We start from the raw sequence: 25,087 nt of genomic DNA, 5'->3' as shown, positions 1-25,087 counted from the left end.
ATGGGCGCCTTCGCCGAACTGCTGCGCCGCCTGGCCAACCTCTGGCGCAAGGAACTGCTGGTGATCCTCAAGGACCCGGCCAACCGCATCGTGCTGCTGGCGCCGGTGCTGATGCAGAGCCTGCTGTTCGGCTACGCGGTGACCTTCGACCTCAACGACGCGCCCTACGCGCTGCTGGACCAGAGCCACAGCGAGTCGTCCCAGCGCCTGGCCAACCGCCTGGACGGCAGCGGCATCTTCCATCGCGTGGCGACCCTGCGCGCGCCCCGCGACATCGCCAGCGTGATCGACGCCGAGAAGGCCCTGCTGGTGATCCAGGTCCCCGCCGACTTCGAGACGCGCCTGACCCGCGGCGAACCGGCGCCGCTGCAGGTGATCCTCGACGGGCGCAACTCTACCACCGCCGGCGCCGCGGCGGCCGGACTGGCCAGCGTGGTCAACGACTTCAACCGCGAGCGCGGCCTGGCCCAGGCGCCGGTCAGCGTGGTCACCCGCGCCTGGTACAACCCCAACCTGGAGACGCGCTGGCCGCTGATCCCGGCGCTGATCGCCTCGCTGAGCATGCTGCAGACGCTGATGCTCAGCGCGCTCTCGGTAGCCCGCGAGCGCGAGCAGGGCACCTTCGACCAACTGCTGGTCACGCCCTATTCGCCCCTGGAGATCATGCTCGGCAAGGCCCTGCCGCCGATCCTCATCGGCCTGGTGCAGGCGTCGCTGGTGCTGCTGATGGCGCTGTACTGGTTCCGCATCCCCATGGCCGGCTCGCTGCTGGACTTCTACGGCGGGCTGCTGGTGTTCATGGTCTCCTGCGTCGGCCTGGGCCTGTCGATCTCGGCGGTGTCGCTGAACATGCAGCAGGCGATGCTCTACACCTTCGTGCTGATCATGCCGATCATGCTGCTCTCGGGCCTGGCCACGCCGGTGCGCAACATGCCCGAGGCGCTGCAGATGGCCACGTACATCAACCCGCTGCGCTTCGCCATCGACCTGATCCAGCGCATCTACCTGGAAGGCGCCAGCCTGTTCGCAGTGGCCCATGACCTGTTGCCGATGCTGGCGGTGGCGAGCGTGACCCTGCCGCTGTCCGCCTGGCTGTTCCGCCATCGACTCGCCTGACCGGAGGCCGCCATGCCGTCGTCGCCCGTTCCCTACCTCCTCTTGCCGCTGCTGCTGGCGCTGGGCGCCTGCGCGGTGGGGCCGGACTACCAGGCGCCGCAGCCGAAGGCCCCGGCCGACTGGCGCGCCGCCCATGCCGGCGAGGCCGCGCTGCTGCCCGCGGGGCAGGGTGGCCAGGCCATCCTGGCGCAGTGGTGGACGCAGTTCGCCGACCCGGCGCTGGACTACCTGCAACGCCGCGCCACCGCGGCCAGCCCGGACCTGCGCAGCGCCGCGCTGCGCTTCGCCCAGGCGCGCATGCAGCGGCAGATGGTCGCTGCCCAGCGCGGGGTGAACGTCGACGGCAACGCCGACGTGCAGCGCCAGCGCCAGAGCGAGCGCGGCGCCAGCGCACGGATGATCTCCAGCCTGGCGCCGGGCAACAGCGACGAGCTGGTGAAGACCCTGGCCGAGCCCTTCACCCTCTACGAAGCCGGCTTCGACGCCTCCTGGGAAATCGACTTCTGGGGCCGCGTGCGCCGCTCCATCGAGGCCGCCGACGCCCGCGTCGAGCAGCAGCGCGCACTGCTGGAGCAGGCGCGCCTGGTGGTCGCCAGCGAAGTGGCGCGCGGCTACTTCGAGCTGCGCCGGGTGCAGCAGCAGATCGCCGTGACCCAGGAGGACCTGCGCGCCACCGAGGAGTCCCTGGCGCTGGTGCAGGCCCGCGCCGACGGCGGCCTGGTGGACGACTTCGACCTGGTGCGCCAGCGCAGCCAACTGGAAGAACTGCGTTCGCGCCTGCCGCAACTGCAGGCGGCGGAGGGCCAGGCGATCAACCAGCTCGGCGTGCTGGTCGGCGCGCAGCCGGGCGAGCTGCAGGCCCAGCTGAAGGCGCCGCCGGCGCGGCCCGCGGCCCTGCCCGACCTCAGCCCCGGCCTGCCCTCGGAAGTGGCGCGCCGGCGCCCGGACATCCGCGCCGCCGAGGCCCAGCTGCACGCGGCCACGGCCAACATCGGGGTGGCGGTGGCCGAGCTGTACCCGAGCATCCGCCTGGGCGCCAGCTTCGGCTATTCCTCCTTCGAAAGCGGCGACGTCTCCGACTGGGGCAGCCGCCAGTGGGCGGTGGGGCCGAGCCTGAGCGTGCCGATCTTCGACAACGGCCGGCGCCGCTCCCAGGTGACCCTGCGCAAGCTGGAGCAGCAGGAAGCGGCGGTGAACTACCAGCAGACCGTGCTCAAGGCCTGGCAGGAAGTGGACGACGCCTTGAGCGGCTACGGCGCCGAGCGCCGGCGCAACGCCCAGCTGCAGGCGCGGCTGGGCAGCGCCGGGCAGGCCTACGACATGGCCAGGGCGCGCTATGCCGGCGGCCTCACCGACTTCCTGGTGGAACTGGACGCCCAGCGCAACTACCTGCAGGCGCGCCGCGACCTGGTCGACAGCGACGGCCAGCTGCGCCTGGACCTGATGGCGCTGTACAAGGCCCTGGGCGGCGGCGCGCCGCTGGGGGATGGCGGTTCGGACAACGAACCTTTACCGCCTGGGCAACAGTAACGCCTGCCGTTTCCGGTAGAATGTGCGCCGCCCGTGCCGGGGCAGGGGAATGGAGGTGGCGTGTTGCGTGGCATCTGGTTGTGCTTGGGGCTATTGGCGTTGGCCGGTTGCGGCGAGCGCGTCGAGCGCTTCGGCGGCCCGACCATGGGCAGCAGCTATTCCGTGCAGTACCTGCCCACGGCGCAGAGCCCCGCGCCGCAGCGCCTGCAGGCGGAGGTCGAGGGCATTCTCGGCGAACTCGACCGGCAGTTCTCCACCTACCGCGACGACTCCGAGGTCTCCCGCTTCAATGCCTTGCCGGCCGGCGCCTGCCAGGCCATGCCGACCGAGCTGGTGGAGCTGCTGCGCTACGGCAACGAGCTGTCCGAGACCAGCACCGGCGCCTTCGACCTCACCGTCGAGCCGCTGATGAACCTCTGGGGCTTCGGCCCGCAGTCCCGCGGCGAGCAGGTGCCGGCGGCCGCGGCGCTGGAGCGTGAGCGGGCGCGCGTCGGCTACCGCCACGTGCGGGTGGACGGCAGCCTGGTGTGCAAGGACGTGGCGGCGCAGCTGGATTTCGACAGCATCGTCGCCGGCTACGCGGTGGACCGCGTCGGCCAGCGCCTGGCCGAGCTGGGCGTGAAGGACTACCTGGTGGAGATCACCGGCGAGCTCAAGGCCATGGGCCACAAGCCCGACGGCTCGCCCTGGCGGGTGGCGCTGGAGGTGCCCAGCGGCGAACGCGAGCGCACCGTGGCGCGCTCGCTGGCGGTGGACGGCTACGGGGTCTCGACCTCGGGCGACTACCGCAACTATTTCGAGGAAGGTGGGCAGCGTTACTCGCACACCTTCGATGCGCGCACCGGCACGCCGGTGCGGCACACACTGGCGGCGGTGACCGTGGTCGACCGCTCCACGCTGCACGCCGACGGCCTGTCGACGCTGCTGATGGTGCTGGGCCCGGACGAGGGCTACCGCTACGCCGAGCAGCACGGGCTGGCCGCCTGGTTCGTCGTGCACCAGGGGCAGGGTTTCGCCACGCGCGCCAGCACGCGCTTCGCCGAACTCTTCCCGGAGCCGGTGTGGCGGTGAAGGCCGCAGGAAATGTAGTGATGGCAAAACTCGCCTACCGACCGACCAAGCGCTAATGTGCAGCGCTTTGCGGCGAGGCTAAGCTGCCAGCAACGATCGATCGTCCCCGGCGAGCGCGCCGGGACTTCGCCGGACGCGCCGCAGGGGCGCCCCGGCCTGTTCTGAAGGAGTACGCATGGCTGTCTACAACTACGACGTGGTGATTCTCGGCACGGGCCCGGCGGGCGAGGGGGCGGCGATGAACGCCTCCAAGTACGGGCGCAAGCTGGCGGTGGTGGACAGCCGTCGCGTGGTCGGCGGCAACTGCACGCACCTGGGCACCATCCCGTCCAAGGCGCTGCGTCACTCGGTGAAGCAGATCATCGAGTTCAACACCAACCCGATGTTCCGCCAGATCGGCGAGCCGCGCTGGTTCTCCTTCCCCGACGTGCTCAAGAGCGCCGAAAAGGTGATCAACAAGCAGGTGGCCTCGCGCACCGGCTACTACGCGCGCAACCGCATCGACATGTTCAACGGCACCGCCAGCTTCGTCGACGAGCGCACCGTCGAGGTGGTGACCCCCAGCGGCGCGGTGGAGCGCCTGGTCGCCGACCAGTTCGTCATCGCCACCGGCTCGCGCCCGTACCGCCCGGCGGACATCAACTTCAACCACCCGCGGGTCTACGACAGCGACACCATCCTCTCGCTGAGCCACACCCCGCGCCGGCTGATCATCTACGGAGCCGGGGTGATCGGCTGCGAATACGCCTCGATCTTCAGCGGCCTGGGCGTGCTGGTCGACCTGATCGACACCCGCGACCAGTTGCTGAGCTTCCTCGACGACGAAATCTCCGACGCCCTGAGCTACCACCTGCGCAACAACAACGTGCTGGTGCGCCACAACGAGGAGTACGAGCGCGTCGAGGGCCTGGACAACGGCGTGATCCTGCACCTGAAGTCGGGCAAGAAGATCAAGGCCGACGCCCTGCTGTGGTGCAACGGCCGTACCGGCAACACCGACCGCCTGGGCCTGGAGAACATCGGCATCAAGGTCAACAGCCGCGGCCAGATCGAGGTGGACGAGAACTACCGCACCTCGGTGTCGAACATCTACGCCGCGGGCGACGTGATCGGCTGGCCGAGCCTGGCCAGCGCCGCCTACGACCAGGGCCGCTCGGCCGCCGGCAACATCGTCGAGCAGGACAGCTGGCGCTTCGTCAACGACGTGCCCACCGGTATCTACACCATCCCGGAGATCAGCTCCATCGGCAAGAACGAGCACGAGCTGACCGCGGCGAAGATTCCCTACGAAGTGGGCAAGGCATTCTTCAAGGGCATGGCCCGCGCGCAGATCTCCAACGAGCCGGTGGGCATGCTGAAGATCCTGTTCCACCGCGAGACACTGGAGATCCTCGGCGTGCATTGCTTCGGCGACCAGGCCTCGGAGATCGTTCACATCGGCCAGGCGATCATGAACCAGCCGGGCGAGCTGAACACCCTGAAGTACTTCGTCAACACCACCTTCAACTACCCGACCATGGCCGAAGCCTACCGCGTAGCGGCGTTCGACGGCCTCAACCGGCTTTTCTGAAGTACCCCGACCGGCGGCCTGAGCCGGCCGGGGGCGACCCGCTCAGCGATTCCCGAGCGTGGCAGTGGCCAAACCGGGAAAGTCTGTAATCAGGCTGTCCACGCCGAAGTCGGCGAGCCGGCGCATCAGCGCCGGTTCGTTGACCGTCCACACCGACACGTGCAGCCCCTGCTTCTGCGCCTTGAGCAGCCGCTCGGGGGTGCACAGCGTCCAGTTCAGCGCCAGCAGCTCGCAACCGTAGTTCGCCGCCACCTTCAGCGGGTCGAGCCAGGCGTATTCGGCCACCAGCCCGCGCGCCAGGTCCGGCGTCAGTTGCTGCAGCGCGCGCAGCACGGTGCGCGAGCTGGACGTCACGGTGATGCGCTCGCGCAGGCCGAAGCGCCCCACCAACTGGTGGATGGCCTGCACGGTGCGCGCCGCGCGCTCGCGCGAGGCGCTCTTGACCTCCAGCTGCCAGTGCTCGAACTCGCAGCGCTCGAACAGCTCGGCCAGCCGCGGGATGGGGCAGGGGCGCACCCAGCCCGGCCCGCCCTGGCGCGCGTCGTAGGTGACCAGGTCCTCGGCCAGTTGCTCGGACACCTTGCCGCGGCGCCCGGTGGTGCGCTTGAGGGTGGGGTCGTGGATCACCATCAGCTCGCCGTCGCGGGACAGGTGCAGGTCCAGCTCGCAACGCGTCACGCCATGCTCCAGGCAGCGCTGGAAGCTGGTCAGGGTGTTTTCCGGCGCTTCGCCTTTGGCGCCGCGATGGCCATAGATGAGAGTCACTGGGGCTCCTTGGGAGAGGGAAGGATCGGGTTCTGCGGACGATGCGCGCGAACCGCGTCGACCACGTGATCGTATTCGAAATAGACACTGAATTCGCGGTAGTCCCAGCGGGTGATCGGCGGGCTGCCCACGGCGGGGTGCTCCTCGTCGGGCAGGCCGAAGCGCTCCAGCACGGCGCGCCGGCTCTCGCCGCGGGCGGGCAGGGCGATACGGGCGTCGCCCTGGGCGCCGATGGGGATTTCCAGGGTGTCTGCCGCGGCCGGCAGGGCCATGCCCAGGCACAGCAGCAGGAAGGGGGTGTGCAGGGCCTTCATGAGTCGTCGCGGTCCTTCGCCTGGCGCCGTTCGGCCGCCTGTTTCTGCAGGATGTGCCGGGCCAGCAGCTGGCGCTGCGGCTCCTCGAGGTTCTCGAACAGGGTGCCGATCTCGTATTCGCCAAGCCCGCGCGACTCGCAGTGGGTGACCCGCGCGCGCAGGCTCAGGCCCAGGGCCTGGGGCAGCAGCACCAGCTTCAGCGCCAGCAGCTGGCCGGCGAGCAGGGGCTCGGGGGCGAGGAAGGCGATGCCGCCCTCGGAAAGGACCACCGGCTGCGCCGGGCCGACCTGCTCCAGCAGCCCGCGGGCGAGGGCGCCGGCGACCAGGTCCAGGCGCTTGTCGAGCAGCTTCAGGTAGCTGGCCAGGGGGCGGTCGCGCTCGGCGATCTGCCGCAGCAGGTGCTGCGCCTCCACTTCCAGCAGGTGCAGGTCGCCGAGCAGGTTGAACAGCGGCGAATCATCCTGCAACGCTTGCGCCGCCTGCTCCGCGTCCTCCGGAATCGGGCGAAATTCCAGTGCGAGGCGGTCCTCGATACGGTAGTATTCGCGGCGGTCATCCGCGTCTGGAGTGGACATGGCGAACCCACGGCGGCAGTAATGGTCTGAGTGTAAAGCCGCCCGCCGCAGCTCGCCACAATGGCCTCCGCAATCCCTCCGCGGCAGCGGATGCCGGCCGGACCGACGCCCCAATCCCCTGACAACGGCCCCACATGTTCAGACCTCTTTCCGTCTATATCGGGACGCGCTACACCCGCGCCAAGCGCCGCAGCCACTTCGTTTCCTTCATCTCCCTGACCTCCATGATCGGCCTGGCCCTCGGCGTCATGGTGATGATCGTGGTGCTCTCGGTGATGAACGGCTTCGACCACGAGATGCGCACCCGGGTGCTGGGCATGGTGCCCCACGCCACCGTCGAGGCCTACCAGCCGATCGACGACTGGCGAGGCCTGGCCGGGCAGATCAAGGCGCGGCACCGCAACGTGCTGGAAGTGGCGCCCTTCATCCAGATGCAGGGCCTGCTGAGCAACAACGGCGTGGTACAGAAGGTGCTGATCAACGCCGTGGACCCGGCCGAGGAAGGCAAGGTCTCGATCATCGGCGACTTCTTCAGGCAGGGCAGCCTGGCCAGCCTCAGGCCCGGCGAGTTCGGCATCATCATCGGCGACAAGGCCGCGGCCAACCTGGGGGTGAAGGTCGGCGACAAGGTCACCTTCGTCGCCCCCGAGGTCTCGGTGACCCCCGCCGGCATCTTCCCGCGCATGAAGCGCTTCACCGTGGCCGGCATCTTCCACGTCGGCGCCGGCGAGCTGGACGGCTACGTGGCCATGGCCCACGTCGAGGACGCCGCGCGCATGCAGCGCTACAAGGACGGCGAGGTGCAGGGCCTGCGCCTGAAGCTCGACGACCTGTTCCAGGCGCCGCGCACCGCCTGGGAAATCGCCCATGACCTCAAGGGCAACGACTTCTACGCCCGCGACTGGACGCGCACCCACGGCAACCTCTACCAGGCCATCCAGATGGAGAAATCCATGATCGGCCTGCTGCTGCTGCTGATAGTCGCGGTGGCCGCCTTCAACATCATCTCCACCCTGGTCATGGTGGTCACCGACAAGAAGTCGGACATCGCCATCCTCCGCACCCTGGGCGCCACGCCGGGGCAGATCATGGCCATCTTCATGGTCCAGGGCAGCGTGATCGGCGTGATCGGCACCTTCATCGGCGGCCTGCTCGGCGTGCTCGCGGCGCTCAGGGTGAGCGACGCCATCGCCCTGCTGGAAAGGCTGATCGGCCACAAGTTCCTCAGCTCGGACGTCTACTTCATCGATTACCTGCCCTCGCAGCTGATGCGCGAGGACGTGATCCTGGTGTGCGCCGCCGCGCTGATCCTGAGTTTCTTCGCCACCCTGTATCCGGCCTGGCGTGCCGCCCGCACCCAGCCCGCGGAGGCCCTGCGTTATGAGTGACAAGACCGTCCTGAGCTGCCGCAACCTGCGCAAGAGCTACGAGGAGGGCCCGCAGTCGGTCGAGGTGCTGGTCGACGTGCAGCTGGAGCTGTTCCCCGGCGAGCGCGTGGCCATCGTCGGCAGCTCCGGCTCCGGCAAGAGCACCCTGCTGAACATGCTCGGCGGCCTCGACATCCCCAGCAGCGGCAGCGTCTGGCTGGCCGGCGAGGAGCTGTCGGCGCTCAACGAGAAGCAGCGCGGCCTGCTGCGCAACCGCGCGCTGGGCTTCGTCTACCAGTTCCACCACCTGCTGCCGGAGTTCACCGCCCTGGAGAACGTCTGCATGCCGCTGCTGATCGGCCGCACGCCGATCCCCGAGGCCCGCGAGCGCGCCAGCGCGCTGCTGGAGCGGGTGGGCCTGAAGCCGCGCCTGCAGCACAAGCCCTCGGAGCTGTCCGGCGGCGAGCGCCAGCGCGTGGCCATCGCCCGCGCCCTGGTCAACCGCCCGCAGCTGGTGCTGCTCGACGAGCCCACCGGCAACCTCGACCAGCACACCGCGCATTCCATCCAGGAGCTGATGCTCGAACTGTCGCAGTCGCTGCAGACGGCCTTCCTGGTGGTGACCCACGACCCGCACCTGGCGCAGCAGATGGACCGCGTGCTGCGCCTGGAGGACGGCCGCCTGATCGCTGCCTGATCGAGCCGCAGACGCCATGTTCAGACCCCTATCGATCTTCGTCGGCACCCGCTACACCCGGGCCAAGAAGCGCAACCACTACATCTCCTTCATCTCCCTGACCTCGATGATCGGCCTGACCCTCGGGGTGCTGGCGATGATCGTGGTGCTCTCGGTGATGAACGGGTTCCAGAAGGAGATGCGCTCGCGCATCCTCGGCATGGTGCCCCATGCCGTGCTGCAGAACGCCGACGGTAAGCCGCTGGCCGACTGGCAGGCGGTGGCCGCCGCGGCCTCGAAGCACCGCGAGGTGGTCGGCGCGGTGCCCTACACCGAGCTGGACGGCATGCTCTCGTTCAAGGGCATGATGCAGCCGATCGAGGTGGATGGCATCGACCCGGTCCTGGAACCGAAGGTCTCGATCATCGGCTCGCACATGGTCCAGGGCAGCCTGGCCGCGCTGAAGTCCGGCGAGTCCGGGGTGGTGATCGGCGAGATCACCGCGCGGCGCTTCCGCGTCAACGTCGGCGACAGCCTGCTGCTGATCGTCCCCGAGTCCACCTCCGCGGCCGGTGGCGTGACGCCGCGCATGCAGCGGCTGAACGTGGTCGGGGTGTTCAAGGTCGGCGCCGAGCTGGACGGCACCCTGGCGCTGGTCCACGTCGACGACGCCGCGCACCTGCTGCGCTGGGAACCGGGCCAGGTGCAGAGCGTGCGCATCGCCCTGAAGGACCTGTTCCAGGCGCCGGAAGTGGGGCAGCGCATCGCCGCGGAGCTGGGCCAGGGCTTCCGTTCGGTGGACTGGACGCACACCCAGGGCAGCCTGTTCGGCGCCATGAAGATGGAGAAGACCATGATCGGCCTGCTGCTGCTGCTGATCGTGGCGGTGGCGGCCTTCAACATCATCGCCACGCTGATCATGGTGGTGGCCGACAAGCGCACCGACATCGCCATCCTCCGCACCCTGGGCGCGACGCCGGGGCAGATCATGACCATCTTCATGGTCCAGGGCACGGTGATCGGGGTGATCGGCACCCTGGTCGGCGGCACCCTGGGCGTGCTGGCGGCGTTCAACGTCACCGCCATCGTCTCGGCGATGGAGAAGGCCCTGGGCACCCACGTGTTCAGCTCCGACGTCTACTTCATCAACTACCTGCCCTCCGACGTGCAGGTGACGGACGTGCTGCTGGTGTGCAGCGCGGCCCTGCTGATGAGCTTCCTCGCCACGCTCTACCCGGCCTGGCGCGCCGCCAGGACCCAGCCGGCCGAAGCGCTGCGCTACGAATGAACGAAGCCGCCCCCCGGGGCGGCTTCTTCGTGATGGGGCGGGTTTCGCAGCGAGCCTATCGCGATAGTCCGTGCCCGGACCCGGCCTATCGCGGACAAAGTTGCTCCTACAGGGAAATGCCGTACCTCCCGGCAGACTGTAGGAGCGGGCCCTGCCCGCGAAATCGCGCGCAGGGCGCGCTCCTACAGGGGGATGGCATGGGTGGGGCGGCGTAGGAGCGGATCTCATCCGCGAACCGCGCCGATACCTCCGGCTATCGCGGACAAGGTCCGCTCCTACAGGCGCCCCATGCCGCATGGTGGGGTGTAGGAGCGGGCCCTGCTCGCGATTCGCGCGCAGGGCGCGCTCCTACAGGGGAATGGCGTGGGTGGGGCAGCGTAGGAGCGGATCTCATCCGCGAACCGCGCCGATAGCTCCGGCTATCGCGGACAAGGTCCGCTCCTGCAAGGGGCTCACAACCCCCGCTGCAGGTTGCGCAATGCCTGGCGCCGCCGCCAGCTGCGGCCGATCCACCAGCGCCAGTAGGCCTGGGTGGCCAGGTAGCCGAGCAGGCCCACCAGCAGGCCGCAGATGATCGAACCCAGCAGGAAGGGCTGCCAGAGCAGCGACAGTTCGCCGCTGATCCATTCCCAGGTGAGGTTCTCCGGCAGGGTGCGGGCCGGCACGCCCATGACCCAGGCGCCCATCTTGTAGGTGCAGTAGAACACCGGCGGCATGGTGATGGGGTTGGTCAGCCAGACCAGGCCCACCGAGATCGGCAGGTTGGCGCGCACCCAGACCGCCAGGGTGGCGGCCAGCAGCATCTGCAGCGGAATGGGCACGAAGGCGGCGAACAGGCCCATGCCCATGGCGCGGGATACCGACCTTCGATTCAGGTGCCAGAGGTTGGGCGAGTGCAACAGGGGCCCGAAGCAGCGCAGGGACTTGTGGTTCCTGATCAGCTCGGGGTCCGGCATGTAGCGCTGGAAAAGTCGGCGCGGCATGGGGAAATCTCTGGCAGACGAACACCGGCCATTATGCCTAGCTGGATGACGGCTTCCGTTCATCAACTATGTCCATGTGTAACCGGCCGTGGTGCACCGGACCCGCTGCCAGGGAGGCAACCCGTGCGTACAGGGATGATGGCGCTGGCCTGCGGCCTGTTGCTGCTACGTTTCCTGCCCCAGTTGCCGCCCCTGGCGGCCTTGCTGCCGTTGGTCGGAATGGCGCTGCTGTGCCTGTATCGGCGCCACCTCGCGGTGGCGCTCTTCCTGCTCGGCTTCGCCTGGGCCTGCCTGTACGCCCACCACGCCTGGGAAGGGCGCCTGGCTCCTGAGCTGGATGGGCGGACGCTGTGGCTGGAAGGGCAGGTCACCGGCCTGCCGGCTGCCGCGGAGGGCATCGTCCGCTTCGAGCTGGAGGACGTCCAGGCCCGCCTGGCCTTGCCCCAGCGCCTGCGCCTGTCCTGGTACGGCGGCCCGCAGCTGCGCGCGGGGGAGCGCTGGCGCCTGGCCGTGACCCTGCGCCGCCCCCATGGCCTGGCCAACGACTTCGGCTTCGACTACGAGGCCTGGCTGGCGGCCGACGGCATAGGCGCCACCGGCAGCGTCAAGGATGGCCAGCGCCTTGCCGGGGCCGCGGGCCCCATGGCCTGGCGCGAGGCCTGGAAGGAACGGCTGCTGGCCGTGGACGCCCGGGGCCGCAACGCCTACCTGGTGGCGCTGGTCCTGGGCGATGGTAGCGGCCTGGGCCGGGCGGACTGGGACATGCTGCAGGACACCGGCACCCTGCACCTGATGGTGATCTCCGGTTCGCACATTTCCCTGCTGGGCGGTCTGCTCTATGCCCTGGTGGCCGGCCTGGCGCGCCTGGGGCCTGGCCGGCGCGCCTGCCCTGGCTGCCCTGCGCCTGTGCCGCCGCGGTCGCCGGCGCCTGGGGCTACGGCTGGGTCGCCGGGCTGGAGGTGCCGGCGCTGCGGGCCTGCCTGATGCTCAGCATGGTCCTGCTGTGGCGCCTGCGGTTCCGCCGCCAGGGCGTCTGGTGGCCGTTGCTCGGCGCCCTGGTGGTGGTCCTGCTGGTCGATCCGCTGGTCAGCCTGAGCCCCGGCTTCTGGCTGTCCTTCGCCGCGGTGGCGCTGCTCGTCTACGGCTTCGCCGGGCGCCTGGGGCGCTGGCCGGTGTGGCTGGCCTGGGGCCGCGCGCAAGGGCTCATGGCCCTGGGGCTGGCCCCGCTGCTGCTGGCCCTGGGCCTGCCGCTGAGCCCGTCCGGCGCCCTGGCGAACCTGCTGGCGGTGCCCTGCATCGAGTTGCTGGTGGTGCCGCTGGCGCTGGCCGGCAGCCTGCTGCTGTGGCTGCCAGTGGCCGGCGAGGGGCTGCTGTGGCTGGCTGGCGCCGTGCTCGACGGCCTGCTCGGCGTGCTCGCGCGCCTGTCGTGGTATTCCCCGGCCTGGCATCCCATGGCGCCGCCAGCCTGGAGCATCCTGCTGGCCCTGCTCGGGACGCTGCTGTGCCTGGCGCCGGCCGGGCTGCCGCTGCGGCCGCTGGGCCTGGCGCTGCTGCTGCCGATGTTCTGGCCGCACGCCAGCGCGCCGGCCCACGGCTACGCCGAGGTGCGCGTGCTCGACGTGGGGCAGGGGCTCTCGGTGCTGGTCCGCACCCGCAACCATGCCTGGCTGTACGACGCCGGGCCGCGCCGGGGCGAGTTCGACCTCGGCGAGGTGGCGGTGCTGCCGACCCTGCGCGGCCTGGGTGTCCGGCGCCTGGACGTGCTGCTGCTCAGCCATGGCGACAACGACCATGCCGGCGGCGCCCGCGCCGTGCTGGAAGCCTTGCCGGCGGCGCGGCTGATCAGCGGCGAGCCGCGGCGCCTGCCCGCGCCCCTGGCCGCCGAGCCCTGCCGCGCCGAAACCTGGTGGCTGGACGGCGTGCGTTTCTCGACCTGGTACTGGGACCAGGCTGCCGACAGCAACGGCCGCTCCTGCGTGCTGCACATCGAGGCGCGGGGCGAAAGCCTGCTGCTCACCGGCGACCTGCCGGCCGCCGGCGAGGCGGCCTGGCTGGCCAGCCATCCCGGGGCCCGGGCCGACTGGCTGGTGGCCGGCCACCACGGCAGCCGCAGCGCTTCCTCGGCGGCCTTCGTGAGGCAACTGGCGCCCCGCGCCGCGCTGGTTTCCCGCTCCCGCCACAACGCCCATGGCCATCCGTCCGAGGAGGTGCTGCAGCGCTTCGCCGAACGGAGTGTCAGGGTTCACGATGTGGCTGTCGCGGGCGCCCTGCGCCTGCTCCTGGGCCAGCATGGAGAGGTGCGGGGCGCGCGCGAAAACGCCGGATTCTGGAGGGAAAAATGAGAACGGCGACGGTCGGCGGGGCAGGGGCCCTGTGCTAGAGTGTCGCCACTTTTTTTCAGGGGATTCGCCACTGTGTGGGAACTGGTCAAAGCCGGCGGCTGGATGATGCTGCCGATCATTCTGAGCTCCATCGCCGCCACCGCCATCGTCGCCGAACGACTCTGGACCCTGCGCCGCAGCCGCATCGCCCCGCCGCAGTTGCTGGGCCAGGTGTGGAAGCAGATCAAGGACAAGAAGCTGAACAGCCAGGCGCTCAAGGAACTCAAGGCGTCTTCCCCGCTGGGTGAGGTGCTCGCCGCCGGCCTGGTCAACTCCAAGCATGGCCGCGAGATCATGAAGGAATGCATCGAGGAAGCCGCCGGCCGGGTGATCCACGAGATGGAGCGCTACCTCAACGCCCTCGGCACCATCGCCGCCATGGCCCCGCTGCTCGGCCTGCTGGGCACCGTGTTCGGCATGATCCAGATCTTCAGCGCCTTCATGGGCGACGGCATGGCCAATGCCCCGCAGCTCGCCGGCGGCATCTCCAAGGCCCTGGTGACCACCGCTTCCGGCCTGATCGTGGCCATCCCGGCCGTGTTCTTCCATCGCTACCTGCTGCGCCGCGTCGATGAACTGGTGGTGGCCATGGAGCAGGAAGCGATCAAGCTGGTGGAAATGGTCCAGGGCGACCGCGAGGTCGACCTCTCCGAGGATGGCAAAGCGTGAAATTCCGCCGCAGAAACGGCAGCGCCGCCCGCGATGACGTGTTCATCAACCTGGCGTCGCTGATCGACGTGATCTTCGTCCTGCTGCTGTTCTTCGTGGTCACCACCACCTTCAGCCGGCCGACGCAGCTGAAGGTCGAGCTGCCCGAGGCGGTCAGCGGCACCCCGCCGGAAGCCACCGACATCAAGCCGCTGGAACTGGACATCGACGCCGCCGGCCACTACGCGCTGAACGGCCAGAACCTGGTCAACGGCGACATCGCCACCCTGATGGCGGCGATGCAGAAGGAATCCGCCGGCGACAGCAGCCTGCCGGTGGTGATCACCGCCGACGGCAAGGCCACCCACCAGTCGGTGGTCACCGCCATGGACGCCGCCGGCAAGCTCGGCTTCAGCCACCTGCGCATCACCACCGTCGAGGCGCAGCCGGCGGCCAAGCCCTGATGGCGTTTTCCGAGCGCCTGCTGCAGGCCTGGTACCAGGGCCACCCGGCCCTCGGCCTGCTGCGCCCGCTGGAGGCGCTGTACCGGCGCATCGCCCTGCGCAAGCGCGCCGACTACCTGGAAGGCCGCCGCCAGGCCTACCGCGCCCCGGTGCCGGTCATCGTGGTCGGCAACATCACCGTCGGCGGCACCGGCAAGACGCCGATGATCCTCTGGCTGATCGAGCGCTGCCGCGCCCGCGGCCTTGCGGTCGGCGTGGTCAGCCGCGGCTATGGCGCCAGGCCGCCGAGCCTGCCCTGGCGGGTGCGCGCCGAACAGCGCGCGGAGCAGGCCGGCGACGAGCCGCTGATGATCGTCCAGCGCAGTGGCGTGCCCCTGGTCATCGATCCGGACCGCCCGGCAGCGGTGCGCGCGCTGCTGGCCGAGGAGCCGGTTGACCTGATCCTCTGCGACGACGGCCTGCAGCACTACCGCCTGGCCCGCGACCTGGAGCTGGTGCTGATCGACGCCGCCCGCGGCCTGGGCAACCGCCGCTGCCTGCCGGCCGGCCCCCTGCGCGAGCCGGCCGAGCGCCTGGATTCGGTGGACGCGGTGCTCTACAACGGCGCCAGCAGCGACCCGGCCGGCGCCTTTTCCTTCGTCCTGCAGCCGAGCGCGCTGGTCAACCTGCGCAGCGGCGAGCGCGCCGACCTGACGCACTTCCCGCCGGGCCAGCAGGTCCACGCCCTGGCCGGCATCGGCAACCCCCGGCGTTTCTTCGCGACGCTCGAGGCGCTACACTGGCGGCCTGTTCCGCACGCCTTCCCGGACCACGCGGCCTACAGCGCCGGGCAGTTGCAATTCAGCCCGCCGCTGCCGCTGCTGATGACCGAGAAGGACGCGGTGAAATGCCGGGCCTTCGCCGCCGCCGACTGGTGGTACCTCGCCGTCGACGCGCAGCCATCCCCGGCCTTCGTCGCCTGGTTCGACGCCCGGCTCGAGCGTCTGATCGCGCGCTGACGGGTGGCCCCGCCACCCCTGCTTTCCAAGGATTCCGCCATGGACCCGAAACTCCTCGACATCCTCGCCTGCCCGCTGTGCAAGGGGCCGCTGAAGCTCACCGACGACAAGTCCGAACTGATCTGCAAGGCCGACGGCCTGGCCTACCCGGTGCGCGACGGCATCCCGGTGATGCTCGAGGGCGAGGCCCGCACCCTGAACGTCGACGAACGCCTGGACAAGTGACCGAGATGAGCCAGGCCTTCACCGTCGTCATCCCGGCCCGTTTCGCCTCCACCCGCCTGCCCGGCAAGCCGCTGCAGGACATCTGCGGCAAGCCCATGGTCCAGCACGTCTGGGAGCAGGCGCGCAAGAGCGGCGCCAACCGCGTGGTGATCGCCACCGACGATGCGCGCATCCTCGAGGCGGCCAACGTCTTCGGCGCCGAGGCGCTGCTGACCCGCGTCGACCACAACTCCGGCACCGACCGCCTGGCCGAGGTGGCCGACGCCCTGGGCCTGGCCGACGACGCCATCGTGGTCAACGTGCAGGGCGACGAGCCGCTGATCCCGCCGGCCATCATCGACCAGGTGGCGGCCAACCTGGCGGCCCACCCGGAAGCCGGCATCGCCACCCTGGCCGAGCCGATCCACGAGCTGGCCGCGCTGTTCAACCCCAACGTGGTGAAGGTGGTGACCGACCTGGACGGCCTGGCCCTGACCTTCAGCCGCGCGCCGCTGCCCTGGGCCCGCGACGCCTTCGCCAAGGCGCCGGACAGCCTGCCGGCGGGCGTTCCGTTCCGCCGCCACATCGGCATCTACGCCTACCGCGCGCGCTTCCTCCGCGATTTCGTCGCCTGGGGCCCGTGCTGGCTGGAGGACAGCGAGTGCCTGGAGCAGCTGCGGGCGCTCTGGCACGGTGTGCGCATCCACGTGGCCGACGCCCTGGAGGCGCCGCAGGCCGGGGTGGACACCGCCGAGGACCTGGAGCGCGTCAGGCGCATCCTGGGGGGCTGATGCGGGTTCTCTTCGTCTGCCTGGGCAACATCTGCCGTTCGCCCACCGCCGAGGGCGTGTTCCGCCACAAGCTGCGCGAGGCCGGGCTGGAGTCGCGGGTGACCGTCGACTCCGCTGGCACCGGCGACTGGCATGTGGGCAAGGCGCCGGACGCCCGTACCCGCGTCGCCGCCATGCGCCGTGGCTACGACCTCTCGGCACTGCGTGCGCGGCAGGTCGGCGCCGCTGATTTCGCCGACTTCGACCTGATCCTGGCCATGGACCTGAGCAACCTGGCCCACCTCGAACGCCTGCGGGGCAACGGCCCCGCCGAACTGGACCTGTTCCTGCGCCGCTACGCCGGCGCGCTGGACGAGGTGCCCGATCCCTATTACGGCGGCGAGGCCGGTTTCGAGCAGGTGCTGGACCTGATCGAGCTGGCCTGCGACGCCCTGCTGCTGGAAGTGAAGGGGCGCCTGTGAGCCTGGTCCTGCACAAAGACGTATCCCTGAAAGCCTTCAATACCTTCGGCATCGAGGCGCGGGCGCGGCTGTTCGCCGAGGCCCGCGACGACCAGGACGTGATGCGGGGCCTCGCCCTGGCGGTGGAGCACGACCTGCCGCTGCTGGTGCTCGGCGGCGGCAGCAACCTGCTGCTGAGCCGCGATGTCGAGGCCCTGGTGCTGCGCATGGCCAGCCGCGGCGTGCGCATCCTCGAGGACGACGGCGACCAGGTGCGCATCGAGGCCGAGGCCGGCGAGGTCTGGGACGACCTGGTGCGCTGGAGCCTGGAGCAGGGTTTCGCCGGTCTGGAGAACCTCAGCCTGATCCCCGGCACCGTGGGCGCCGCGCCCATGCAGAACATCGGCGCCTACGGCGTGGAGCTGAAGGACGTGTTCGACAGCCTGGTGGCGCTGGACCGCCACAGCGGCGGCCTGCGCGAGTTCCACCTGGACGATTGCGCCTTCGCCTACCGCGAGAGCCTGTTCAAGCGCGAGCCGGGGCGCTGGGTGATCCTGCGCGTGCGCCTGAGGCTCGCGCGCAAGGCCAGCCTGCACCTGGACTATGGTCCGGTGCGCCAGCGTCTGGCGGAGGAGGGTATAGACGCACCCACTCCCACCGATGTGGCACGGGTGATCTGCGCCATCCGCCGCGAGAAGCTGCCCGACCCGGCGGTGCTGGGCAATGCCGGCAGCTTCTTCAAGAACCCGCTGGTGTCCGCCGCGCTGGCCGAGCGCCTGCGTGGCGAATTCCCGGACCTGGTGGCCTATCCCCAGGCCGATGGCCAGGTCAAGCTGGCCGCCGGCTGGCTGATCGACAAGGCCGGCTGGAAGGGCTTCCGCGACGGCGCCGCCGGCGTGCATGCCCAGCAGGCGCTGGTGCTGGTCAACTACGGCGGCGCCAGCGGGGCGCAGATCCAGGCGCTGGCCGAGCGCATCCGCGAGGACATCCGCCAGCGCTTCGGCGTCGAGCTGGAGATGGAGCCCAACCTCTACTGAGGTGTGCGGGTTGGAAAAAGGCGCTTGCCGTTGCCGGCAAGCGCCTTTTTTGTCCGTGGTGCTCTTCGTAGGAGCGAGCCATGCCCACCAGTATGGGTGTAGGAGCGGACCTTGTCCGCGATCACCGGACGTTCCGGCGCGATTCGCGGATGAGATCCGCTCCTACGCCGCCCTACCGCACCATTCCCCTGTAGGAGCGCGCCCTGCGCGCGAAATCGCGGGCAGGGCCCGCTCCTACAGGTGTCGTGAGGCATGGCGTTTCCCGGTAGGAGGCTCTATCCGTCCTACGCAATCCTGGAATCATAAAAAAAGGGGATGCCTAGGCATCCCCTTTTTTCAGCACGCGGGCGATCAGCCGTGGTGCTTTTCCACTTCTTCGCGGTGCTGCTCGGCCTTGTCGGCTTCGACTTGCTCCTCGACGGCCTGGATGGCCTGCTCGCCTTCGGCAGCTTCGGCAGCTTCGGCAGCTTCGGCAGCTTCGGCAGCAGGTGCCTCAACGGCTTCCTGGGCCGCTTCCACGACGCTTTCTTCCGCGGCCTCGACTTGCTGCTCGGCGACGACTTCCACCTCGGCGGCCTGTTCGACGACAGCGGTTTCCACGACGGCCGGAGCGGCAGCGGCAGCTTCCGCGGCTTCACGGGCCAGGCGCTCGGCTTCGCGCTGCAGGCGACGACGCTCGCGCGGGTCGTTCAGGGCGCGGCCGGTGGCGTTGGCCGACAGCTGTGCGTCGTCCTGGCTCGCTGCGGCGACAGCGGGCTCGGCCTGGACGGCCGGGGCTTCGACCACCTGGGATTCGACGGGGGCGCTTTCGACGACCGGAGCGGCCTCGACCACGGCTTCCGCGGCAGGCTGCTCGGCCGGTTCGACGGCGGCCGGGGCGGATTCGCTCGGCTGCAGGCTGAACTCGACGATCTGCTCGCCGGCGCTTTCCTCGTGGGTCTCGGAGACCACCACGGACTCGGCGCTGGCCTCGACGGCAGCGATCGGCTCGACGGCCTGCTCGCTGGCAGCTTCGACGACCTGCTCGGCGACCTGCTCGGCGACCACGGCTACCGCGGCGGCGCCGGTTGCGACCAGAGCCGGGGCGGACGGCGACTCGCTACCTTCCGGCTGCTCGCCGGCCTCCAGGCCGTCCACGCCGACTTCGCGCTGACGCTCGCGGCGGTTGCTGCGGCGACGCTGGCCACGGGAACGGCGGCGCGGACGCTCGTCATCGCCACCTTCCTGGTCGTCCTGCTCCAGCAGCTCCTCGCTGTTCGGCAGCTCTTCGGCTTCCAGTGCGGCTTCGCGGGCCTGGCGTTCCTCGCGGGGCTGGCGTTCGCCACGTTCGCGACGCTCACCACGCTCTTCGCGCGGCTGGCGTTCCTCGCGGGGCTGACGCTCTTCGCCCGGCTGGCGCTCGGCACGTTCTTCGCGCGGCTGACGCTCCTCGCGGGGCTGGCGCTCGGCACGTTCTTCACGCGGCTGGCGTTCCTCGCGCGGTTGACGCTCGGCGCGTTCTTCGCGCGGTTGGCGTTCCTCGCGGGGCTGACGTTCGGCACGCTCTTCGCGCGGCTGGCGCTCCTCGCGGGGTTGACGCTCGGCGCGCTCTTCACGCGGCTGGCGTTCCTCGCGGGGCTGGCGCTCGGCGCGTTCTTCGCGCGGCTGACGCTCCTCGCGGGGCTGGCGTTCGGCGCGTTCTTCACGCGGCTGGCGCTCTTCGCGGGCCGGACGCTCGGCACGTTCTTCGCGGCGGCGCTCGTTGCGTTCGCCACGCTCTTCGCGGGGCTTGCGCTCGTCGTCGCGACGGCCGCCGTCACGGCGACGGTTCTGCTGGCGGCCGTTGCGGCGCTCGTCCGGGGTCGAACTGCGCTCGCTGGCGGGCTTCTCGGCGCTGACGGCCGGCTTGGCCTCTTCTTCCTTGCCGGCGAACAGGCTCACCAGCGACTTGACCAGGCCCTGGAACAGGCTCGGCTGCGGCATCGGCTTGGTGGCTTCCACCGGCTGCGGCGCGGCGGCCTGCTCGGCCTGCTGCGGGGCGGGGGTCTGCGGGGAAACGGTCTTCACCGCGGCTTCCTGGCGGACCAGGGTGCGGGTGGCGCTGACCGGCTGGACTTCCTCGTGCTCGACCAGGGCCATCTCGTAGCTGGTGTGGCCGACCAGCAGGTCCGGGTTGTCGTCACGCAGGCGCTGCACTTCGAAGTGCGGGGTTTCCAGGTGCTCGTCGGGCAGGATGAAGATGCGCGCGCGGGTGCGCAGCTCGATCTTGGTGATGGCGTTGCGCTTCTCGTTGAGCAGGAAGGCGGCGACCTGGAAGGGTACGCGGGCGCGGACTTCCGCGGTGCGGTCCTTCAGCGCTTCTTCCTCGATCAGGCGCAGGATGGCCAGCGACAGGGATTCCACGTCGCGGATGATGCCCTGGCCGTTGCAACGCGGGCAGACGATGCCGCTGGTCTCGCCGAGGGACGGGCGCAGGCGCTGGCGGGACATCTCCAGCAGGCCGAAGCGCGAGATGCGGCCGACCTGGACGCGTGCACGGTCGGCCTCGAGGGCCTCGCGCACGCGCTCTTCCACGGCGCGCTGGTTCTTCGCCGGGGTCATGTCGATGAAGTCGATGACGATCAGGCCGCCGATGTCACGCAGGCGCAACTGGCGGGCGATTTCCTCGGCCGCTTCCAGGTTGGTCTGCAGGGCGGTTTCCTCGATGTCGCCGCCTTTGGTGGCGCGCGCCGAGTTGATGTCGATGGAGACCAGGGCCTCGGTCGGGTCGATGACGATGGAGCCGCCGGAGGGCAGCTTCACTTCGCGCTGGAAGGCGGTCTCGATCTGGCTTTCGATCTGGAAGCGGTTGAACAGCGGAACGCTGTCCTGGTACAGCTTGACCTTGCTGGCGTACTGCGGCATCACCTGGCGGATGAAGTTCAGGGCTTCTTCCTGGGCGTCGATGCTGTCGATCAGCACTTCGCCGATGTCCTGGCGCAGGTAGTCGCGGATGGCGCGGATGATGACGTTGCTTTCCTGGTAGATCAGGAAGGGCGCGCCGCGCTCGCCGGAGGCTTCCTTGATGGCGCCCCACAGTTGCAGCAGGTAGTCCAGGTCCCATTGCAGCTCTTCGGAGCTGCGGCCAAGGCCCGCGGTGCGGACGATCAGGCCCATGTCGGCGGGGGCGTTGAGGCCGTTCAGGGCTTCGCGCAGTTCGTTGCGCTCCTCGCCCTCGATGCGGCGGGAGATGCCGCCGGCGCGGGGATTGTTCGGCATCAGCACCAGGTAGCGACCGGCCAGGCTGATGAAGGTGGTCAGGGCTGCGCCCTTGTTGCCGCGTTCTTCCTTCTCGACCTGGACGATGACTTCCTGGCCTTCGCTGAGCACATCCTTGATGTTGATGCGCCCTTCGGGGTTCTTCTTGAAGTACTCGCGGGAAATTTCCTTGAGGGGGAGGAAACCGTGGCGCTCGGCGCCGAAGTCGACGAAGGCGGCTTCCAGGCTGGGCTCGACGCGGGTGATGCGGCCCTTGTAGATGTTGGCCTTCTTCTGTTCGCGCGCGCCGGACTCGATGTCCAGGTCGAACAGACGCTGGCCATCTACCAGCGCTACACGCAACTCTTCGGGTTGAGTTGCGTTGATCAGCATTCTTTTCATGTAGTACCAATGGTTTCCGGGGCCACCGGAAACGGCAATCGGCACCCACGACTCTCACGGTCGGTGCTCAGGCGCGTACTCAGGAATGGCGGACCATTCCCGTGTCCAGCGACGTCCGGCTAGCAACGGGCCGGGTCGCGACTACGTCTCCTGCTTGTCCTGCGAACAAGCAATCAACAGGAGGAGGAATCAACTATCGGAGGCGGACGAAAGAGTGCGTCTGAAACAAGGCTATGCAAGCTACGCGGTCCGACAGTTGTGCATCTCCACCCTGCACGTTTCCTATTGAAGAAGCGGGTGCCGCTCGCAGAATCCGGGAGCGGGTTGGCTTTTCACGGCTACCGAGGCAGCCGTGCGTCATGTCTCAAGGCTCGGGTTCCGAGTCGTTGCGTCGAGGGATTCGCTAATCCGCCACGGCAACGCTTCGCAGGACTGCCTCACGTCCGTTCAATGTGCTTGCAGGCAGCGGGGATGGCGATTTCGCTGACATCCGCGGGCCCGGCCACTTTTGGCGGCCTCCCGAATATAGCAGCAATGATTAAGTGCTTCAATTGAATGAAAAATTGCTATGATGAGCGGATGACGACTCCCACCCCTCCGACTTCCGGCGTCCAGCTGCTTGAAGTCTCGCCGGAATATGCCGGCCAGCGCATCGACAATTTCCTCAGAACCCAGCTCAAAGGCGTACCCAAGACCTTGATCTACCGCATCCTGCGCAAGGGCGAGGTGCGGGTGAACAAGGGGCGGATCAAGCCCGAGTACAAGCTGCAGGCCGGGGACGTGGTACGCGTGCCGCCGCTGCGCCTGGCCGAGCGCGACGAGCCGGCGCCGCTGGCCCAGGGGCTGCTCGAGCGCCTGGAGGCCGCTATCGTCTATGAAGACAAGGCGCTGATCGTGATCAACAAGCCCGCCGGCATCGCCGTGCATGGCGGCAGCGGCCTCAGCTACGGGGTGATCGAGGCCTTCCGCCAGCTGCGCCCGGAGGCCAAGGACCTGGAGCTGGTGCACCGCCTGGATCGCGACACCTCCGGCCTGCTGATGATCGCCAAGAAGCGCAGCATGCTGCGCCATCTGCACGACGCCCTGCGCAACGAGCACGTGGTGGACAAGCGCTACCACGCCCTGGTGCGCGGCAGCTGGCCGGCGGCGAAGAAGCAGATCCGCGCGCCGCTGATGAAGAACAACCTGCGCTCCGGCGAGCGCATGGTGGAGGTCAACGTCGAAGGCAAGGATGCGCTCACCGAGTTCAAGGTGCTGCGCCGCTTCGGCGACTTCGCCACCCTGGTGGAGGCGCGGCCGATCACCGGGCGCACCCACCAGATCCGCGTGCACGCCAAGCATGCCGGGCATTCCATCGCTGGCGACGCCAAGTACGGCGACGACGAGTTCTCCCGCGAGATCCGCGAGCTGGGCGGCAAGCGCCTGTTCCTGCATTCCGCGCAGTTGCGCGTGCCCATGCCCGACGGCTCCACCCTGGAGCTGGACGCCGAGGTGGACGACATGTGGCGCAGCACGCTGGAACGCCTGGATGCCTGATTACGCGCTGCTGGTCTTCGACTGGGACGGCACTTTGGTCGACTCCGTCGGCCGCATCGTCGAGTCGATGCGGGTGGCGGCCGAGCGCTCCGGGCTGCCGCAGCGCAGCGACGAGGCCATAAAAGGCATCATCGGCCTGGGCTTGCCTGAGGCGATCCAGACGCTGTACCCGGAGGTCGACGACGAGGCTGCGCTGACAGTCTTTCGTGGCGACTACGCCGAGCATTATCTGATGCTGGAGGTCGAGCCTTCTCCTTTGTTCCCGGGCGTGGCCGATGCGCTGGAGCATTTCCGCCAGTCCGGCTACCGTCTGGCGGTCGCCACCGGCAAGAGCCGCCGTGGCCTGGACCGGGTGCTGAAGGGGCAGGGCTGGGAAGGTTTCTTCGATATCACCCGCGCCGCCGACGAGTCGGCGAGCAAGCCCGACCCGCGCATGCTGCATGAGATCCTCGCGCATTGCCGGGTCGAGCCGCGGCGTGCGGTGATGGTCGGGGATGCGCCCTTCGACCTGGAGATGGCGCGCCGCGCGGGCATGGACTCGGTGGCGGTGTCCTACGGGGCGCAGCCGCTGTCGGTGTTGCGCGAATACGGCCCGCGCCTGGAGATCGGGCATTTCAACGAATTGCGCGCCTGGCTGGATGGCCGGGCGCAGGACCCACGGATCGAGGTGAGCGAGCATGTCGGATGAGTGGAAGGCCGAGGAGTCCGGCCCGTCGGATGCGAAGAGCTGGAAGCTGCTGGAGAAGGCGGTGCTGGCCGGCGTGCAGGAGCAGCGCCGGGCCCGTCGCTGGGGCATTTTCTTCAAGCTGCTGACCTTCGCCTACCTGTTCCTCGCCCTGGCGCTGTTCACCCCCTTCAGTGGCCTGTCCAAGTCGGCCTCGCGCAGCGGCAGCCATACCGCCCTGATCGAGGTGAAGGGCATGATCGCCGACGACGAGCCGGCCAGCGCCGACAACGTCGTGGGGGCATTGAAGGCGGCCTTCGAGGATGCCGGCACCAAGGGCATCGTCCTGCGCATCAACAGCCCAGGCGGCAGCCCGGTACAGTCCGGCTACATCTATGACGAGATCAAGCGCCAGCGCGGCCTGCATCCGGACGTGAAGGTCTACGCGGTGATCAGCGACCTGGGGGCGTCCGGCGCCTACTACATCGCCAGCGCCGCCGACGAAATCTACGCCGACAAGGCCAGCCTGGTCGGCTCCATCGGCGTTACCGCCGCCACCTTCGGCTTCGTCGGCACCATGGAGAAGCTTGGCGTCGATCGCCGCGTCTACACCTCCGGCGAGCACAAGGCCTTCCTCGATCCCTTCCAGCCGCCCAAGGCCGAAGAGACGCAGTTCTGGCAGGGGGTGCTGGACACCACCCACAAGCAGTTCATCGACAGCGTGAAGAAAGGGCGTGGCGACCGCCTGAAGGACAAGGACCATCCCGAGCTGTTCTCCGGGCTGATCTGGTCCGGCGAGCAGGCGCTGCAACTCGGCCTGATCGATGGCCTGGGCAGCACCAGCTACGTGGCGCGCGACGTCATCAAGGAAAAGGAGATCGTCGACTACACCGTGCAGGAAACGCCGTTCGACCGCTTCGCCAAGAAGCTCGGCACCAGCGTCGCCGAGCGCCTGGCGCTGTGGATGGGCTGGCAGGGGCCGGCGCTGCGCTGAGGTCCCGCTGCTCGAAACGGGCCGCTGCCTTTATATAGGAAGGCAGCGGCTTTTTCG

The 25,087-nt window shown here is 69.2% G+C and carries 22 protein-coding genes and 1 pseudogene; 18 read left to right on the top strand and 5 right to left on the bottom strand.

From position 1 onward, the window contains the following. The 4 genes from PKO50_RS21525 to sthA all read left to right on the top strand — a co-directional run bounded on the left by PKO50_RS21525 (nucleotide 1) and on the right by sthA (nucleotide 5,287). Nucleotides 1-1,116, top strand: coding sequence for an ABC transporter permease (locus PKO50_RS21525; protein WP_275627186.1), 1,116 nt, complete (start codon nucleotides 1-3; stop codon nucleotides 1,114-1,116). 12 nt (nucleotides 1,117-1,128) lie between these two features. Further along, on the top strand, nucleotides 1,129-2,646 hold the full coding sequence (locus PKO50_RS21520) for an efflux transporter outer membrane subunit (protein WP_275627185.1): 1,518 nt from the start codon (nucleotides 1,129-1,131) through the stop codon (nucleotides 2,644-2,646). Between the two features lie 63 nt (nucleotides 2,647-2,709). Beyond that, a complete protein-coding gene (locus PKO50_RS21515; protein ID WP_275630510.1) occupies nucleotides 2,710-3,717 on the top strand; it encodes an FAD:protein FMN transferase in 1,008 nt (335 codons plus the stop codon). Nucleotides 3,718-3,892: 175 nt separating this feature from the next. Then, complete coding sequence (gene sthA, locus PKO50_RS21510; protein ID WP_109936811.1) at nucleotides 3,893-5,287, top strand: Si-specific NAD(P)(+) transhydrogenase; 1,395 nt, start codon at nucleotides 3,893-3,895, stop codon at nucleotides 5,285-5,287. Nucleotides 5,288-5,329: 42 nt separating this feature from the next. Here the strand turns inward: sthA and PKO50_RS21505 are convergent, their stop codons facing one another. From PKO50_RS21505 to PKO50_RS21495, 3 genes are read right to left on the bottom strand one after another with little or no spacing between them, the layout of a single operon-like run. Next, on the bottom strand, nucleotides 5,330-6,052 hold the full coding sequence (locus PKO50_RS21505; RefSeq protein WP_089392612.1) for a glycerophosphodiester phosphodiesterase: 723 nt from the start codon (nucleotides 6,050-6,052) through the stop codon (nucleotides 5,330-5,332). Next, nucleotides 6,049-6,366: a phosphodiesterase gene (locus PKO50_RS21500; RefSeq protein WP_275627184.1), complete on the bottom strand. Its 318-nt coding sequence runs from the start codon at nucleotides 6,364-6,366 to the stop codon at nucleotides 6,049-6,051. Before PKO50_RS21500 ends, PKO50_RS21505 begins: the two co-directional genes overlap by 4 nt. Continuing rightward, nucleotides 6,363-6,941: a PilZ domain-containing protein gene (locus PKO50_RS21495; RefSeq protein WP_109936813.1), complete on the bottom strand. Its 579-nt coding sequence runs from the start codon at nucleotides 6,939-6,941 to the stop codon at nucleotides 6,363-6,365. Before PKO50_RS21495 ends, PKO50_RS21500 begins: the two co-directional genes overlap by 4 nt. Before the next feature lie 134 nt (nucleotides 6,942-7,075). Between PKO50_RS21495 and PKO50_RS21490 the strand changes: the two genes are divergently transcribed. Genes PKO50_RS21490 through PKO50_RS21480 form a run of 3 tightly spaced genes read left to right on the top strand, consistent with a single transcriptional unit; the run spans nucleotide 7,076 to nucleotide 10,272 of the window. After that, nucleotides 7,076-8,329 carry a lipoprotein-releasing ABC transporter permease subunit gene (locus tag PKO50_RS21490; protein WP_275627183.1) on the top strand — a complete coding sequence of 418 codons (1,254 nt, stop codon included), beginning with the start codon at nucleotides 7,076-7,078 and terminating at the stop codon, nucleotides 8,327-8,329. Further along, nucleotides 8,322-9,005, top strand: a complete 684-nt coding sequence (lolD, locus tag PKO50_RS21485) for a lipoprotein-releasing ABC transporter ATP-binding protein LolD (protein WP_109936815.1) — start codon at nucleotides 8,322-8,324, stop codon at nucleotides 9,003-9,005. Before PKO50_RS21490 ends, lolD begins: the two co-directional genes overlap by 8 nt. 16 nt (nucleotides 9,006-9,021) lie before the next feature. Then, on the top strand, nucleotides 9,022-10,272 hold the full coding sequence (locus PKO50_RS21480) for a lipoprotein-releasing ABC transporter permease subunit (protein WP_275627182.1): 1,251 nt from the start codon (nucleotides 9,022-9,024) through the stop codon (nucleotides 10,270-10,272). 452 nt (nucleotides 10,273-10,724) lie between these two features. On the opposite strand, the gene PKO50_RS21475 is transcribed toward PKO50_RS21480, so the two are convergent. After that, nucleotides 10,725-11,255, bottom strand: a complete 531-nt coding sequence (locus tag PKO50_RS21475; protein WP_089392606.1) for a DUF2062 domain-containing protein — start codon at nucleotides 11,253-11,255, stop codon at nucleotides 10,725-10,727. A gap of 123 nt (nucleotides 11,256-11,378) precedes the next feature. Between PKO50_RS21475 and PKO50_RS21470 the strand changes: the two are divergent. From PKO50_RS21470 to murB, 8 genes and pseudogenes are all read left to right on the top strand, one after another. Further along, nucleotides 11,379-13,597 (top strand): annotated as a pseudogene (locus PKO50_RS21470) (DNA internalization-related competence protein ComEC/Rec2). Between the two features lie 72 nt (nucleotides 13,598-13,669). Next, nucleotides 13,670-14,305, top strand: coding sequence for a MotA/TolQ/ExbB proton channel family protein (locus PKO50_RS21465; RefSeq protein ID WP_009621398.1), 636 nt, complete (start codon nucleotides 13,670-13,672; stop codon nucleotides 14,303-14,305). Further along, complete coding sequence (locus PKO50_RS21460; RefSeq protein WP_275627181.1) at nucleotides 14,302-14,748, top strand: biopolymer transporter ExbD; 447 nt, start codon at nucleotides 14,302-14,304, stop codon at nucleotides 14,746-14,748. The genes PKO50_RS21465 and PKO50_RS21460 overlap by 4 nt, the downstream gene beginning before the upstream one ends. After that, nucleotides 14,748-15,746 carry a tetraacyldisaccharide 4'-kinase gene (lpxK, locus tag PKO50_RS21455; protein WP_275627180.1) on the top strand — a complete coding sequence of 333 codons (999 nt, stop codon included), beginning with the start codon at nucleotides 14,748-14,750 and terminating at the stop codon, nucleotides 15,744-15,746. The genes PKO50_RS21460 and lpxK overlap by 1 nt, the downstream gene beginning before the upstream one ends. A gap of 39 nt (nucleotides 15,747-15,785) precedes the next feature. Continuing rightward, a complete protein-coding gene (locus PKO50_RS21450) occupies nucleotides 15,786-15,971 on the top strand; it encodes a Trm112 family protein (RefSeq protein ID WP_009621404.1) in 186 nt (61 codons plus the stop codon). 5 nt (nucleotides 15,972-15,976) lie between these two features. Next, complete coding sequence (kdsB, locus tag PKO50_RS21445; protein WP_109934033.1) at nucleotides 15,977-16,741, top strand: 3-deoxy-manno-octulosonate cytidylyltransferase; 765 nt, start codon at nucleotides 15,977-15,979, stop codon at nucleotides 16,739-16,741. After that, complete coding sequence (locus PKO50_RS21440; protein ID WP_275627179.1) at nucleotides 16,741-17,202, top strand: low molecular weight protein-tyrosine-phosphatase; 462 nt, start codon at nucleotides 16,741-16,743, stop codon at nucleotides 17,200-17,202. Before kdsB ends, PKO50_RS21440 begins: the two co-directional genes overlap by 1 nt. Further along, nucleotides 17,199-18,218, top strand: a complete 1,020-nt coding sequence (gene murB / locus PKO50_RS21435) for a UDP-N-acetylmuramate dehydrogenase (RefSeq protein WP_275627178.1) — start codon at nucleotides 17,199-17,201, stop codon at nucleotides 18,216-18,218. Before PKO50_RS21440 ends, murB begins: the two co-directional genes overlap by 4 nt. A gap of 351 nt (nucleotides 18,219-18,569) precedes the next feature. On the opposite strand, the gene rne is transcribed toward murB, so the two are convergent. Next, on the bottom strand, nucleotides 18,570-21,836 hold the full coding sequence (gene rne / locus PKO50_RS21430) for a ribonuclease E (RefSeq protein ID WP_275627177.1): 3,267 nt from the start codon (nucleotides 21,834-21,836) through the stop codon (nucleotides 18,570-18,572). Between the two features lie 579 nt (nucleotides 21,837-22,415). Here rne and rluC point away from each other — a divergent pair. From rluC to sppA, 3 genes are read left to right on the top strand one after another with little or no spacing between them, the layout of a single operon-like run. Continuing rightward, nucleotides 22,416-23,372 carry a 23S rRNA pseudouridine(955/2504/2580) synthase RluC gene (gene rluC / locus PKO50_RS21425; RefSeq protein WP_109934037.1) on the top strand — a complete coding sequence of 319 codons (957 nt, stop codon included), beginning with the start codon at nucleotides 22,416-22,418 and terminating at the stop codon, nucleotides 23,370-23,372. Then, on the top strand, nucleotides 23,365-24,060 hold the full coding sequence (locus PKO50_RS21420) for an HAD-IIIA family hydrolase (RefSeq protein WP_109934038.1): 696 nt from the start codon (nucleotides 23,365-23,367) through the stop codon (nucleotides 24,058-24,060). The genes rluC and PKO50_RS21420 overlap by 8 nt, the downstream gene beginning before the upstream one ends. Beyond that, nucleotides 24,050-25,030, top strand: a complete 981-nt coding sequence (gene sppA, locus PKO50_RS21415) for a signal peptide peptidase SppA (protein WP_109934039.1) — start codon at nucleotides 24,050-24,052, stop codon at nucleotides 25,028-25,030. Before PKO50_RS21420 ends, sppA begins: the two co-directional genes overlap by 11 nt. The last annotated feature ends 57 nt before the right edge of the window (nucleotides 25,031-25,087 follow it).

The sequence above is a fragment of the Pseudomonas sp. 273 genome (assembly GCF_029201425.1).
GTDB classification, from domain to species: Bacteria; Pseudomonadota; Gammaproteobacteria; order Pseudomonadales; family Pseudomonadaceae; genus Pseudomonas; species Pseudomonas delhiensis.
The sequence above is the reverse complement of the archived record's forward strand: the minus strand, read 5'-3'. Positions and strand labels throughout refer to the sequence as shown.